The organism is Pseudacidovorax sp. (assembly GCF_017991995.1).
In the GTDB taxonomy this organism is placed as follows: domain Bacteria; phylum Pseudomonadota; class Gammaproteobacteria; order Burkholderiales; family Burkholderiaceae_C; genus Xenophilus.
The window spans coordinates 130,981-143,643 of record NZ_JAGOPN010000003.1 but is presented as its reverse complement, the minus strand read 5'-3'; the positions used below and the strand labels follow the sequence as shown (position 1 = coordinate 143,643).

The 12,663-nt window shown below is 68.3% G+C and carries 14 protein-coding genes; 4 read left to right on the top strand and 10 right to left on the bottom strand.

Annotated elements, in window-relative coordinates:
* Positions 1-11: 11 nt before the first annotated feature.
* Complete coding sequence (locus KBC94_RS05270; RefSeq protein WP_294367144.1) at positions 12-1,934, bottom strand: DEAD/DEAH box helicase; 1,923 nt, start codon at positions 1,932-1,934, stop codon at positions 12-14.
* Between the two features lie 275 nt (positions 1,935-2,209).
* Positions 2,210-2,794, bottom strand: coding sequence for an oligoribonuclease (orn, locus tag KBC94_RS05265; RefSeq protein ID WP_294367142.1), 585 nt, complete (start codon positions 2,792-2,794; stop codon positions 2,210-2,212).
* A gap of 69 nt (positions 2,795-2,863) precedes the next feature.
* Here orn and KBC94_RS05260 point away from each other — a divergent pair, with 69 nt between their 5' ends.
* Together KBC94_RS05260 and rsgA are read left to right on the top strand one after the other, a co-directional pair.
* A complete protein-coding gene (locus KBC94_RS05260; protein WP_294367139.1) occupies positions 2,864-4,132 on the top strand; it encodes a M48 family metallopeptidase in 1,269 nt (422 codons plus the stop codon).
* A 61-nt stretch (positions 4,133-4,193) separates the two neighbouring features.
* A complete protein-coding gene (gene rsgA, locus KBC94_RS05255; protein WP_294367621.1) occupies positions 4,194-5,108 on the top strand; it encodes a ribosome small subunit-dependent GTPase A in 915 nt (304 codons plus the stop codon).
* Positions 5,109-5,183: 75 nt separating this feature from the next.
* Here rsgA and hisC read toward each other — a convergent pair whose 3' ends face one another.
* The 7 genes from hisC to rpsP all read right to left on the bottom strand — a co-directional run bounded on the left by hisC (position 5,184) and on the right by rpsP (position 10,429).
* Complete coding sequence (hisC, locus tag KBC94_RS05250) at positions 5,184-6,269, bottom strand: histidinol-phosphate transaminase (protein ID WP_294367137.1); 1,086 nt, start codon at positions 6,267-6,269, stop codon at positions 5,184-5,186.
* Between the two features lie 62 nt (positions 6,270-6,331).
* Positions 6,332-7,327 (bottom strand): CobD/CbiB family protein, encoded by a 996-nt coding sequence (locus KBC94_RS05245; protein WP_294367135.1) that lies wholly within the window; start codon positions 7,325-7,327, stop codon positions 6,332-6,334.
* Positions 7,328-7,402: 75 nt separating this feature from the next.
* A complete protein-coding gene (locus tag KBC94_RS05240; RefSeq protein ID WP_294367132.1) occupies positions 7,403-8,161 on the bottom strand; it encodes a CoA pyrophosphatase in 759 nt (252 codons plus the stop codon).
* Positions 8,162-8,249: 88 nt separating this feature from the next.
* Complete coding sequence (rplS, locus tag KBC94_RS05235) at positions 8,250-8,633, bottom strand: 50S ribosomal protein L19 (RefSeq protein WP_017759816.1); 384 nt, start codon at positions 8,631-8,633, stop codon at positions 8,250-8,252.
* A gap of 148 nt (positions 8,634-8,781) precedes the next feature.
* Positions 8,782-9,540: a tRNA (guanosine(37)-N1)-methyltransferase TrmD gene (trmD, locus tag KBC94_RS05230; RefSeq protein ID WP_294367126.1), complete on the bottom strand. Its 759-nt coding sequence runs from the start codon at positions 9,538-9,540 to the stop codon at positions 8,782-8,784.
* A gap of 35 nt (positions 9,541-9,575) precedes the next feature.
* A complete protein-coding gene (rimM, locus tag KBC94_RS05225; protein WP_017759818.1) occupies positions 9,576-10,136 on the bottom strand; it encodes a ribosome maturation factor RimM in 561 nt (186 codons plus the stop codon).
* A gap of 17 nt (positions 10,137-10,153) precedes the next feature.
* Positions 10,154-10,429 (bottom strand): 30S ribosomal protein S16, encoded by a 276-nt coding sequence (rpsP, locus tag KBC94_RS05220; RefSeq protein WP_294367120.1) that lies wholly within the window; start codon positions 10,427-10,429, stop codon positions 10,154-10,156.
* A 156-nt stretch (positions 10,430-10,585) separates the two neighbouring features.
* Here rpsP and KBC94_RS05215 point away from each other — a divergent pair, with 156 nt between their 5' ends.
* Positions 10,586-11,113, top strand: a complete 528-nt coding sequence (locus tag KBC94_RS05215) for a GNAT family N-acetyltransferase (RefSeq protein WP_294367118.1) — start codon at positions 10,586-10,588, stop codon at positions 11,111-11,113.
* 9 nt (positions 11,114-11,122) lie between these two features.
* On the top strand, positions 11,123-11,623 hold the full coding sequence (locus KBC94_RS05210) for a hypothetical protein (RefSeq protein WP_294367114.1): 501 nt from the start codon (positions 11,123-11,125) through the stop codon (positions 11,621-11,623).
* A gap of 28 nt (positions 11,624-11,651) precedes the next feature.
* On the opposite strand, the gene KBC94_RS05205 is transcribed toward KBC94_RS05210, so the two are convergent.
* Positions 11,652-12,662 (bottom strand): inorganic phosphate transporter, encoded by a 1,011-nt coding sequence (locus KBC94_RS05205; RefSeq protein ID WP_017759822.1) that lies wholly within the window; start codon positions 12,660-12,662, stop codon positions 11,652-11,654.
* Between the last annotated feature and the right edge of the window lies 1 nt (position 12,663).

Genomic DNA, 12,663 nt, shown 5'->3' with positions numbered 1-12,663 from the left:
GACACGATTTTTTAGCCTCTGTCACGCGGAACGAAGGCACGACCCGAAAAAGATTTGCCGCCGGGGCCACGACCGGCGCCCGAAGGACGACCGTCGCGCGCAGCAGGCGCGGGCCGGCGGCTGTCGCCGTGCGAGCGGGGACCGCCAAAGCCCTCGCCATGCCCACGGCCGCCAAAGCCTTCGTTGTGTCCACGATGACCTGCGAAGCCTTCGCCAGAACGTTGGCCGCCGCCGAAGCCCTCTTGACGGCCGCGATGGCCGCCACCGAAACCGTCGTCGCCCTGAGGCCGGCCAAAGCCACCCCCTGCGCGAGCGCCACCGTCGAAACCCTGCGAGCGCTGGCCGCCATGACGCGCGCCGCCCGAGGACTCACCCCAGCCCTGCGCACGGCCACCGCCGGCAAAGCCAGGCGAGCGACGGCGGTCGTCTCCTTGGCGACCGGCCGGACCACCACGGCCCCGGCCCGCGCCGCCACGCGGCGGCTGGGCCGTCGGCGCACGGCGGGTCGGCTCCATGCCTTCGATCACTTCGGGCTGGAACTGCTGCTTGGTGAAGGCTTCGATGTCGAAGATGCGGCGTTGGTCGCGGAACTCGGCGAAGGTCACGGCGATACCATCGCGGCCCGCCCGCCCGGTACGGCCGATGCGGTGGGTGTAGTCCTCCGCCTTCATCGGCAGGCCGAAGTTGAAAACGTGACTGATCGTCGGCACGTCGATGCCGCGGGCAGCGACGTCGGTGGCCACGAGGATCTGCACTTGGCCGTTGCGCAGCGCCATGAGTCGACGGTTGCGCAAGCCCTGGCTCAGCGCCCCGTGCAGCGCCACGGCGGAGAAGCCGGCCTGCTGCAGGTCATTGGCCAGGCCGTCGCATTCGATCTGCGTGCTGGCGAAGACCACGGCCTGCTGGATGGCCGTGTCACGCAGCCAATGATCGAGCAGCGCACGCTTGTGGCTGGCGTGGTCGGCCCAGTGCAGCACCTGACGGATGTTGGCGTGCTTCTGCTGCGGGCTGTCGATCTGCACCTTGCGCGGCTCGCGCATCACGCGGGCGGCCAGTTGCTGGATGCGCGGCGCAAAGGTGGCGCTGAACATCATGGTCTGCTGGCGCTGGATGGTCAGCTGGTTGATCTCGGCGAGGTCGTCGGCGAAGCCCAGGTCGAGCATGCGGTCGGCCTCGTCGACGACGAGGAAGCGCACCTGATCCAGCTTGATCTGCATCGAACGCTGCAGGTCCAGCAGCCGGCCGGGCGTGGCCACCACGAGGTTGGCGTTCTGCAGGCGGGCGATCTGCAACTGGTAGGGCATGCCGCCCACCACGTTGGCGATGCGCAGGCCGCGGCAGTGGCGCACCAGTTCGATGGCGTCGTGGGCCACCTGCTGAGCCAGTTCGCGCGTGGGGCACAGCACCAGCGCGCCGGGGACGGCCGCCTTGAAGTTGCGCGACTGCGTCGGATTGACGCGGCGGGGCTTCTTGGGCGGCGCTTCGCCGCGGGCGGCGGCTTCGGCCACCAGGCGGGCATGCTCGGCCTTGGCCTCTTCTTCTTCGCGCTGCTGTTGCAACAGCAGCGTGTGCAGCACGGGCAGCAGGAAGGCGGCGGTCTTGCCGCTGCCGGTCTGGCTGGAGACCATCAGGTCGACGAAGCCGGCCGCGCTGGCGTCCTGCTCTTCGTTGCCGGGCATGGCCATCGGGATGGCCTTCGTCTGGACGGCGGTGGGTTCGGTGTAGCCCAGGTCGCGCACGGCGGCGACGAGTTCGGGCGCCAAGCCGAGTTTGGCAAAAGGATGCGGGCCCTCGGGCGCAGCAGGCTCGGCGACGACGTCGTGGGCCAGGACGGCTTCGGGCGCGTCGGCGCGGCCATCAGCCACGATTTCAGTGGAAAAGGAAGGGTCGAGCACAGGCGCAGCAGCGCCCTGCTCATGCAGGGAGTCGGTCATAAAACTGATCGTGAACGCACGCCGCCCCGCAGGGGCAGGCACGTTGGAGGTTCAGAAAAACATCAACCATCCAACGACGATCGGCGCGCAGGCGATCCGTGTAAGAGGATCAGGCGCCGTGGTCGGGTTCATCGAGCTGTTCCGCTGTGTGCGGGAGCCGCCGACCAATGTGCAAGAAGGGAGATGCGCAAACTCGCTGCGGTCATGGTTTTGCAGCGAGCCCACGATTATGGCAGGAGTTCAGGGTTTTGCCTAATCCCGCTTTGAGCAAATGTTCAATCGTGCAGGCGCAGGAAGGTGTCGCGGTAGTGCAGCAACTCGTCGATGGACTCGTGCACGTCGGCCAGCGCCGTGTGGGCCTGTTGCTTCTTGAAGGCGGCATAGGCGGCGGGCTTCCAGCGCTTGGCCAATTCCTTGAGCGTGCTGACGTCGAGGTTGCGGTAATGGAAGTAAGCCTCCAGCCGCGGCATGTACTTGACCAGGAAGCGCCGGTCCTGCCCGATGGTGTTGCCGCACATCGGCGAGCCGCTGCGCGGCACGTAGCGCATGAGGAAGTCGATGAGCTGCTGCTCGGCAGCGGCTTCGTCGAGGGTGGAGGTGCGCACCTTGTCGATCAGGCCGCTGCGGCCATGCGTGCCCTTGTTCCACGCGTCCATGGCGTCGAGCACGGCGTCGCTCTGGTGGACGACGAGCACGGGGCCGTCGATACGCACCGACAGGTCGGGGCTGGTGACGACGACGGCGATCTCGAGCAGGCGCTCCTTCTCGGGATCGAGGCCGCTCATCTCGCAGTCGAGCCAGACGAGGTTCTGATCGCTCTTGGGGAGGGCCGGGGCAGAAGAGGCTTGGGATGCGGACATCGGGGCATTCTCGCCCACAGTCACCCGCGCCCCGTGTGGCCGGTGGGGCGCCACTACACTGCGCCACGCATGTCCGCCTCCCTTGCCTTCACCCTTCTTTTCGCCGTCGCGCTGAGTGCCGGATTGCTGCTGCGCTTCTGGCTGGCGGCACGTCAGATCCGCCATGTGGCCCGGCACCGCGATGCCGTGCCCGCGCCTTTTGCCGGCGCCGTCGATCTGGCAGCACACCGCAAGGCCGCCGACTACACGGTCGCGCGCATGCGCTTCGGCCTGATCGAAGCCGCCTGGGGCGCGGCCACCCTGATCGCCTGGACCTTGCTGGGCGGCCTGGACCTGCTGGACAAGACGCTGGCCACCTGGCTCGGCGCCGGCATGTGGCAACAGCTCGCGCTGCTTGGCGCCTTCAGCCTGATCGGCGGGCTGATCGACCTGCCCTTCACGTGGTGGCAGACCTTCCGGCTCGAAGAGCGCTTCGGCTTCAACAAGATGACGCCCAGGCTCTGGCTGGCCGACCTGCTCAAGGGAACGGCACTGGGCGTGGCGCTGGGCCTGCCGCTGGCCGCGCTGGTGCTCTGGTTGATGGGTGCGGCCGGGCCGCTCTGGTGGCTGTGGGCCTGGGTGGCACTCGCGGGCTGGACGCTGCTGCTGCAGTTCATCGTCCCGACCTGGATCGCCCCGCTGTTCAACAAGTTCTCGCCGCTGGAGGACGAATCGCTCAAGCAGCGCGTGCAGACGCTGATGACCCGCTGCGGTTTCGCGGCGAAGGGCCTGTTCGTGATGGACGGCAGCCGCCGCAGCGCCCACGCCAATGCCTACTTCACTGGCTTCGGCCGGTCCAAGCGCGTGGTGTTCTTCGACACGCTGCTGCGGCAGCTCACACCGGGCGAGGTGGAGGCCGTGCTCGCCCACGAGCTGGGCCACTTCAAGCACCGCCACATCACTCGCCGCATGGGCCTGATGCTGGTGCTGAGCCTGGCGGCCTTCGCACTTCTGGGCTGGCTGTCGGCCCAGGCCTGGTTCTACACCGGGCTGGGCGTGCAGCCGCACATGGCGGCGCCCAACGACGCGCTGGCGCTGCTGCTGTTCATGCTGGTGGTGCCGGTGTTCAGCTTCTTCGTCTCGCCGGTCATGGCGCGCATGTCGCGTCGGGACGAATTCGAAGCTGATGCCTTCGCGGCCACGCATGCCGACGGTGCCGACCTGTCCCGCGCCCTGCTCAAACTGCACCAGGACAACGCGTCCACGTTGACGCCGGATCCGGTCTATGTCGGCTTCTATTACTCGCACCCGCCGGCGGCGCAGCGCCTGGCGCGGCTGCAGCCGGCCGCGGTGGCCTGAGGCAGCCGTGGGCCGCAGCAAGCACAGTACGCCCGCCGGCACCGCACCCGCCACGGCAACGATGCAGGCGGGGCTGGTGGTCGGCAGCCATGGCCGCCACTGCCTGGTGGAGTCGCCCGACGGCGAGCGCCGCATCTGCCACCCGCGCGGCAAGAAGAGCCAGGCCGTGGTGGGCGACCGGGTGCAATGGCTGCCAAGCACCGACGAGGGCACCATCGAACGGGTGGACACGCGCCGCAATCTGTTCTACCGCCAGGACGAGATCCGCACCAAGTCCTTCGCGGCGAACCTGGACCAGATCCTGATGCTGGTCGCGGCGGAACCCGACTTTTCGGAGCATCAGCTGGCGCGGGCGCTGATCGCCGCCGAGGCGGAGCACATCCGCGCGCTGATCGTGCTCAACAAGAGCGACCTGCCCGGTCTCTTCTCGCCGGCCTGGGAGCGGCTCGCGCCCTACCGCCGCATGGGCTACGGGGTGCTGCCCCTTTCGTTGAAGGACACCGGCGCCTCGGGCCTGGCCGAGGTGCAGGCCGAACTGGCAGGCCGCACCACGCTCATCCTCGGCCCCTCGGGTGTGGGCAAGAGCACGCTGGTCAACCGGCTGGTGCCTTCGGCGCTGGCGCAGACGGGCGAGATCTCGCAGGCACTCAATTCGGGCCGCCACACCACCACGACGACCACTTGGTACTGGATGGACAAGCCAGCCGGGACGGCCTTGATCGACTCGCCCGGATTCCAGGAATTCGGCCTTCACCACATCGAGCCCACGCAATTGCCGGCGCTGATGCCCGACATCGCGGCCCACACGGGCGAATGCCGCTTCTACAACTGCACGCACCGGCACGAGCCTGGGTGCGGCGTGATCGCCCATGTGGAAGGTGACGAGCGCAACGGCAACAGCGACGCGGACATCAGCGCGATGCGCTACCGCATCTACAACGAACTCTTCGACGAGCTGAGCCGGCCGGCGTACTGAAGGGCCACGGGCTGCGCCCCGCCTCCCAGTCGCAAGCCGGGCATGCCGGCGCGACTGCCGCGCCGAACCTCAGCCTCAGCCCTCCAGGATCGCCTGCAGCGCCTCCACCAACACCCCGCACTGCGCCCGCGTGCCGATGCTGATGCGCAGCCACTGGTCGATGCGCGGCTGCCGGAAATGCCGCACCAGCACGGCCCGCTCGCGCAGCGCTGCCGCCAGGGTGGCCGCGTCGCGCTGCGGATGGCGCGCGAACACGAAATTGGCCTGCGAAGGCAACACTTCGAAGCCGAGGTCCTCCAGCTGCAGCGTCAGCCCTTCGCGCGTGTCGATCACCGCGCGGCATTGCGCGCTGAACCACTCGTCGTCCTCGATGGCCGCCTGTGCGCCGGCCTGGGCCAGCCGGTCGAGCGGGTAGGAGTTGAAGCTGTTCTTGATGCGGGCCAGGGCTTCGATGAGCGGCGCCTGCCCCAGCGCAAAGCCCACGCGCAGGCCGGCCAGCGCGCGCGACTTGGAGAGGGTCTGCACCACCAACAGGTTAGGGTGCGCCTCGACCAGTGCCGCGGCGCTGCTGGCGCCAAAGTCCACATAAGCCTCGTCGACCAACACCACCCGCATGGGGCAGGCGCGCAGCAACTGTTCGATGGCGTCCAGGGGCAGCCCCTGCCCCGTCGGCGCATTCGGATTGGCGATCACCACGCCCGCGCAGCCCTGCTCCGCCCGCCGGGCCAGGGCGTCGATGTCGATGCGCAAGGCCTCGTCCACCGGCACCGCCTCCGCCTCGATGCCGTGCAGCTGGGTCCAGACCCGGTAGAAGCTGTAGGTGACATCGGGAAAGAGCAGGGGCTCGCCGCGCTGGAAGAAAGCCAGGAAGGCGTGGCTCAGCACCTCGTCGGAGCCGTTGCCGACGAACACCTGCGCGGGCTGCAAGCCATGACGGCGGGCGATGGCCTCGCGCAGCGACGTGGACTCAGGATCGGGATAACGCTGCAGCCCTTCACGCGCGGCCTCGGCGATGGCGGCAATCACCCGCGGCGACGGCGGACTCGGATGCTCGTTGGTGTTGAGCTTGACCAGGTTGGCGATGCGCGGCTGCTCGCCGGGCACATAGGGCTCGAGCCCCACGACACGCGGGCTCCAGAAGACAGGATAGGGAGGGGACATGTCGCTCACCATGCGGTACAAGACCGCTGAGGAAGATGAAAGAGAGAAGACGACGCGGGCCTTCAGCCCAGCAGGCGCGCCAGCGTCAAGAGCGCCAGCAGCAGCATCCACAGCACCACCGAGCGCCACACCAGGCCCACGACGCTGCGCAGATGGGCCGGCTCGGGCTCTCGCCCCGCCGTGCCGCCACCGGCCGACATGGCAGGACCGGGCTGGTCGGCAGCATCCACCAGCGCGTCGGCCAGCGGCCGGCTGGGCCGCAACTGCTCGCCACCCAGGCGCACATTCAGCGCCCCCGAGGTGGCAGCCAGGATCACGCCATCGTTCACTCCCGCGAAATGACGCGCGTCGTTGCGCCAGCAGTCGATGGCTTCCTCGAAGCTACCGACCACCGCGAAGCCCAGGGCCGTGATGCGGGCGGGGAGCCAGTCGATCACCGTCCATGCGCGGTCCGCGGCCTGCTGCACCCAGACGCTTGCCGGCTGACTCATGGCGTTGTGCTTGTAGGCCCAATAGCGGCCGACGAACTCGCTCATGCGATAGAACACCGCCCCGGCCGGCCCCAGGCCCAGCAGCGCACCCAGCGAGAACCAGGCAAGCACGCCCAGCACATGGCGGTGCGCCGCAATGACCGAGTACTCGATCACGTGTCGCACGATCTCGCTGCGCGGCAACTCGGCCGCGTCGACCCGCTGCCAGCGTGCGAGCAGGCTGCGCGCGAGCGCCTCGTCGCCCACATCCAGCGCGTCGCGAATCTCCGTGAAGTGATGGCTGAACTGTCGGAAGCCCAGCGTGACGTAGAGCACGCCCACGCCCCAGACCAGCGCAAAGGGCGCGCCCAGCGTGAGCATCAGCAGCCAGTGCAGCCCCAGTGCCAGCAGGCTGGGCACCCCCACGGCCAGCGACCATGCGACCCATCCGTGGTGCGGCTTGCCGGCATCGAAGTTGCGGCTCGTCCAGCGTGTCCAGGCCAGCGCCGCGCGAGCTGCCGGGTTGTCGGATGCCAGCGGCCGGACCTGCTCGATCAGCAGCGCGCACAGGATGGCAAAGAAGCTCATCGAGGAATCATAAGACGGCCCTGAAGCCCGCCACGGACTCCGGCGGCGCAGCCATCGCTGGCACGCACAGTGCCGTCATGCGACCAGGAAACGGTAGAGATTGCGCAGCATGCCCGCTGTGGCGCCCCAGACGAAGCGCTCGCGACTGCCGTCCTGGTACGGCATCGAGAAGAAGTGCCGCGCCGCGGGGCCCTCGCCTTCCACCTGATGGCGACGATGGTGGGCAGGGTTCATCAGGAAGGCCAGCGGCACTTCGAACACATCCGCCACCTCGGCGGGATTGGGTCGCAGCACAAAGCCGGGCTGCACCAGCGCGACGACCGGCGTCACGACAAAGGCGGTGATGGTGGTGTAGGTGGGCAGTTCACCCAGCACCTCGACGAAGCCCGCCTCCAGTCCCACCTCCTCCCACGCCTCGCGCAAGGCCGCGGCAGCGATGCTGGAATCGCCGGGATCCACCCGCCCGCCCGGAAAGGCGATCTGGCCCGAGTGCGTGGACATGCGGGTGGCGCGTTCGGTCAGCAGTACCGTGGGCTCATCCCGCTGCACGATCGGCACGAGGACGGCAGCAGGGGCGGGGTTGCGGCGCGTGAGGCTCGGCTCCCTGCGGACTTCGGGGGTCCACGTCACGCTGTGGGGCGTGGAAAAGCGCTCGCGCAGGGCCGCAGCCGTCAGACGGGCGGCAGGCACCGCGGGCAGGTCGCGGTCGATGCGGGTCACCGGCACGGCGCGCGGATCCGTCACCGCCCCAGCCGGCGTGCCGACCGCGTTGACCACCTCGGGCGGTGCATGGCCCGGGCTACCGGAAGAAGGAGGTTCAGGACTCAGGGACATGGCGGTGCACTGCAATGAAAAAGGCCGCCCGAAGGCGGCCCTGTGAGGACGGCAGGAGCGGTGACCGGTCCTGCCTGCACGTCGCGAATCAGTTCGCAGCGGCCGCGTTGGAGGCCTTGCCCGGCAGCTTTTCCTTGATGCGGGCAGAACGGCCACTGCGCTCGCGCAGGTAGTACAGCTTGGCGCGGCGCACGTCGCCGCGGCGCTTGACTTCGATGCCGGCGATCAGCGGGCTGTAGGTCTGGAAGGTACGCTCGACGCCTTCGCCGCTGGAGATCTTGCGCACGGTGAAGGCGCTGTTCAGGCCGCGGTTGCGCTTGGCGATGACGACGCCTTCATAAGCCTGCACGCGCTTGCGGGTGCCTTCGACCACGTTGACGCTGACGATCACGGTGTCGCCAGGAGCGAACGCGGGGATCTTCTTGCCCAGGCGGGCGATTTCCTCTTGCTCGAGGGTCTGGATGAGGTTCATGGTTTCCTGCGAAAGGATCGTGTCCGCGCTGCACTGAAGGCGGCTGCCGGTGCCTGCACTATCGCGAGTTGCGAAGAAGGCGCCGGATCCACAAGGGCGAGCCTCGGGACGAGGGCCGCGGCCGGACAGAGGATCGAAAAGCCCTCGATTATAGCGTGGGCTGCGGCAGTTGCTGCAAGTACTGCTCGTCCCGCGGCTGGAGACGGCCTTCGGCACGTGCCACCTCGATCAGGTCGGGCCGGCGCTCGGCCGTCAGCGCCAGCCGCTGCTCCCGCCGCCAGCGCTCGATCTGGGCATGGTGACCGGACATCAGGGGCGCCGGCACGGGCATATCGCGCCAGACCTCGGGTCGCGTGTAGTGCGGGCAGTCGAGCAGGCCATCCAGTTCGGGATTGAAACTGTCCTGCGCATGGCTGTCGGCGTCGCCGAGCACGCCGGGCTGTAGCCGTGCCACGGCATCGAGCAGCGCCAGCGCCGCCAGTTCGCCGCCGGACAGCACGAAATCGCCCAGGCTGATCTGATGGGTCACGTAGCGATCGATGAAGCGCTGATCCAGTCCCTCGTAGCGGCCGCAGATCAGCACCGCCCCGGCACTCGCCGCCCATTCGGTCACCACTGCGTGGCCCAGTGGCTGGCCCACGGGTGAGAAAAGGACCACGGACGAGGCCTCACCCCGGTCGGCAACGGCAGCCTCCACGCAACGGGCCAGGGGCTCGGCCATCATGACCATGCCGGGCCCGCCGCCGAAAGGCCGGTCGTCGACGCGCCGGTAATTGCCTTCGGCAAAGTCGCGCGGATTCCAGAAGCGCACGTCCACCTGTCCGGACGCAAAGGCGCGCCGGTTGATGCCGTTGGCGAGGAAGGGCGCGAACAGTTCCGGGAAAAGGGTCAGGACGTCGAAGCGCATGCGCGTCCGCGTGCAGGCGGCAGTGGGCCAGCCGCTCAGTAGTCGGGCTGCCAGTCGGCCACGATGAGGCGGCCGGCCAGATCGACCTTGTCGACGATGGCGGAGACGAAGGGAATCAACCGCTCGCCAGGCTTGTCGCCTTCAGCAGTCGGCGGCACCTCGAGGACCAGGGTGGTCTGCGGGCCGGTCGCCAGCAGTTCACGCACCGTGCCCAAGGCCACGCCTTCGCGGTTGACGACCGACAGGCCGACAAGGTCGACCCAGTAGTACTCGTCGTCTCCCGGCGTCGGGAACAGGGAGCGCGGCACGAAGATGCGGGCACCGCGCAGGGCCTCGGCCGCATTGCGGTCGGGCACCTCATCGGAATGCGCCACGATGCAGTCGGTGTGCTCGCGGGCTTCTCGGATGGGAAGTCGAAAGACCTGGCGACCGTTGCCAGGCGGCTGGAGGAACCAGCGCTTGGAAGTGAACAGCGCCTCGGGCTCGGCGCTGTGGGGCAGGACCTTGAACCAGCCCTTGATGCCCCAGGCATCGACGATGCGCCCGACTTCGATGGCGTCCGCCGGCAGTTCGGCAGCGTCGAGCGTGGGCAGCATCGGCGACGGCGCGCCGATCAGGCGGCGGCTTGCTCGGTGGCGGCAGGGGCGGCGGCGCCGGTCTGCTTGATCAGGCGCACGACGGTGGGCGAAGCCTGGGCGCCAACGCTCTTCCAGTAGGCCAGGCGGTCCTGGGCGATACGGATGCTTTCCTCGCCGCCGCGGGCGGTGGGGTTGTAGAAGCCCAGACGCTCGATGAAGCGGCCGTCGCGACGGGTGCGCTTGTCGGCAACGACGATGTTGAAGAACGGACGGCCCTTGGAGCCGCCGCGGGAGAGTCGAATGACGACCATGATTTATCCTTGGGGTGGAGCCAGCCGCAGGTTTCTGGGAATGCCTGGGATCGGCCGGTGAATTCTTCTCCAGCGTTGAGACACGCGACATGGCCACCCGGCCAGCGACACGCTGAAAAGCCCGCGAGTATAGCGCCCTTCCGCACCCCCGCTTCCATGCACCTGACCATTCGACCCAGCCGCGACGAAGATCTCGCGGCCATCACGGCCATCTATGCCCATCACGTCCTGAATGGCACGGGCACCTTCGAGACCGACGCCCCGACCCAGGTCGACATGTCCAACCGCCGGGCCGACGTTCTGGCCAAGGGCCTGCCCTATCTGGTGGCAGAGAGCGAGGCCGGCGAGGTGCTCGGCTTCGCCTACTGCAACTGGTTCAAGCCGCGGCCCGCTTATCGCTACTCCGCCGAGGACTCGATCTATATCGCCGACGCCGCACGCGGCATGGGCCTCGGCGCACGGCTTCTTGAAGCCCTGGTCGCTGCCGCGCAGGCAGCCGGTGTGCGCAAGCTCATCGCCGTGATCGGCGACTCGGCCAATGCCGGCTCGGTCGGCGTGCATCGCAAGCTGGGCTTCGCCCACGTCGGCGTCATCAAGGACTGCGGCTGGAAGTTCGGCCAGTGGCGCGACGTGGTGCTGATGGACAAGGTGCTCGGCGAAGGCAGCAGCACGTCACCCGAATAAGGAACCGCTATGACCGTCGACACCCCGGCCAGGACCGTCCCCGCCGCCGTTTCCGTGCGCAGCCCTCGCAGCAAGACCCTCGCAGCGTGGCTCGCCTTTGTTGGCGGCCCGCTGGGGCTGCACCGCTTCTACCTCCACGGCCTGGGCGACATGCTGGGCTGGCTGCTGCCGATCCCGACCGCTCTGGGCCTCTACGGCGTCGAGCGGGCCCGCATGTACGGGCTGGACGACGGCTGGAGCTGGGTACTCATCCCGTTCCTGGGCTTCACCATCGCGGGCTGCGCGCTGATGGCCATCATCTACGGCCTGATGACGCCGGAACGCTGGAACGCCAAGCACAACCCCCAGCTCGCGCCCGATGCGGCGCCGGGTGGCACCAACTGGTTCACCATCGGTGCCGTCGTGCTTGCATTGCTGATCGGCGCGACGGTGCTGATGTCGAGCATCGTCTTCAGCTTCCAGCGCTACTTCGAGCACCAGATCGAGGAAGGCCGCCGCATCTCGCAATGAGCAGGCGGCAGGCCGGCGCCCCGCCGCCTCAGAACAGCTGCATGCTCAGCCAGTAGGCGATGGCCGCCACAAAGGCAGCAGCGGGAATGGTGAAGATCCACGCCCACACGATGTTGCCCGCCACGCCCCAGCGCACCGCGCTGGCGCGTTGGACGGACCCCACACCGACGATGGCACCCGTGATGGTGTGCGTGGTCGACACGGGAATGCCCAGCGCCGTCGCCAGGAACAGCGTCAGCGCCCCGCCCGTCTCGGCGCAGAAGCCGCCAACGGGCTTGAGCTTGGTGATCTTCTGGCCCATGGTGCGCACGATGCGCCAGCCACCGAACATGGTGCCCAGGGCAATGGCCGTGTAACAGCACACCACCACCCAGGTGGGCGGCGAGGTGTCGGCGGCGGAGGCATAGCCCGTGGCCAGCAGCAGCATCCAGATGATGCCGATGGTCTTCTGGGCATCGTTGCCGCCGTGGCCCAGGCTGTAGGCGCCGGCAGAGACCAGTTGCAGCCGCCGGAACCACCGGTCCACCCGGGAGGGCGTGGCCCGGCGGAAGATCCAGGCCACGGCCACCATCATCAGCGAACCCAGAAGGAAGCCCAGCAGCGGCGAAACGAAGATGAAGGCCACCGTCTTCCAGATACCGGCGCCCACCAGGCCCGAGGTGCCGGTCTTGGCCATCACGGCGCCCACGATGCCGCCGATCAGCGCATGCGAGGAGCTGCTGGGAATGCCGTAGTACCACGTGACCAGGTTCCAGCTGATGGCCCCGATCAGCGCGCCGAACACCACGTGCACGTCGATCACGTTGGCATGCGCGATGCCCTTGCCCACCGTCGCCGCCACGCTGAGGTGGAAGACGAAGATGGCAATCAAGTTGAAGAAGGCGGCGAACAGCACCGCCTGGCCCGGCTTGAGCACGCCGGTGGACACCACGGTGGCGATGGAGTTCGCCGCATCGTGGAAGCCGTTCATGAAGTCGAAGGCGATGGCCAGCGCGACCAGCACCACCACCACCCAGAGGGCGACCTGCACCGTTGCCATG

Coding starts and splice junctions, on each gene's coding strand:
- trmD (WP_294367126.1), bottom strand. CDS start 9,540: ATGCGCTTCGACGTCCTGACCCTTTTCCCGGAACTGTTCGCGCCCTTC.
- KBC94_RS05245 (WP_294367135.1), bottom strand. CDS start 7,327: ATGAGCTTCTTTGCCATCCTGTGCGCGCTGCTGATCGAGCAGGTCCGG.
- orn (WP_294367142.1), bottom strand. CDS start 2,794: ATGTCCGCATCCCAAGCCTCTTCTGCCCCGGCCCTCCCCAAGAGCGAT.
- rplS (WP_017759816.1), bottom strand. CDS start 8,633: ATGAACCTCATCCAGACCCTCGAGCAAGAGGAAATCGCCCGCCTGGGC.
- hisC (WP_294367137.1), bottom strand. CDS start 6,269: ATGTCCCCTCCCTATCCTGTCTTCTGGAGCCCGCGTGTCGTGGGGCTC.
- KBC94_RS05240 (WP_294367132.1), bottom strand. CDS start 8,161: ATGTCCCTGAGTCCTGAACCTCCTTCTTCCGGTAGCCCGGGCCATGCA.
- KBC94_RS05215 (WP_294367118.1), top strand. CDS start 10,586: ATGCACCTGACCATTCGACCCAGCCGCGACGAAGATCTCGCGGCCATC.
- KBC94_RS05270 (WP_294367144.1), bottom strand. CDS start 1,934: ATGACCGACTCCCTGCATGAGCAGGGCGCTGCTGCGCCTGTGCTCGAC.
- rpsP (WP_294367120.1), bottom strand. CDS start 10,429: ATGGTCGTCATTCGACTCTCCCGCGGCGGCTCCAAGGGCCGTCCGTTC.
- KBC94_RS05210 (WP_294367114.1), top strand. CDS start 11,123: ATGACCGTCGACACCCCGGCCAGGACCGTCCCCGCCGCCGTTTCCGTG.
- rimM (WP_017759818.1), bottom strand. CDS start 10,136: ATGCTGCCCACGCTCGACGCTGCCGAACTGCCGGCGGACGCCATCGAA.
- KBC94_RS05205 (WP_017759822.1), bottom strand. CDS start 12,662: ATGGCAACGGTGCAGGTCGCCCTCTGGGTGGTGGTGGTGCTGGTCGCG.
- KBC94_RS05260 (WP_294367139.1), top strand. CDS start 2,864: ATGTCCGCCTCCCTTGCCTTCACCCTTCTTTTCGCCGTCGCGCTGAGT.
- rsgA (WP_294367621.1), top strand. CDS start 4,194: ATGCAGGCGGGGCTGGTGGTCGGCAGCCATGGCCGCCACTGCCTGGTG.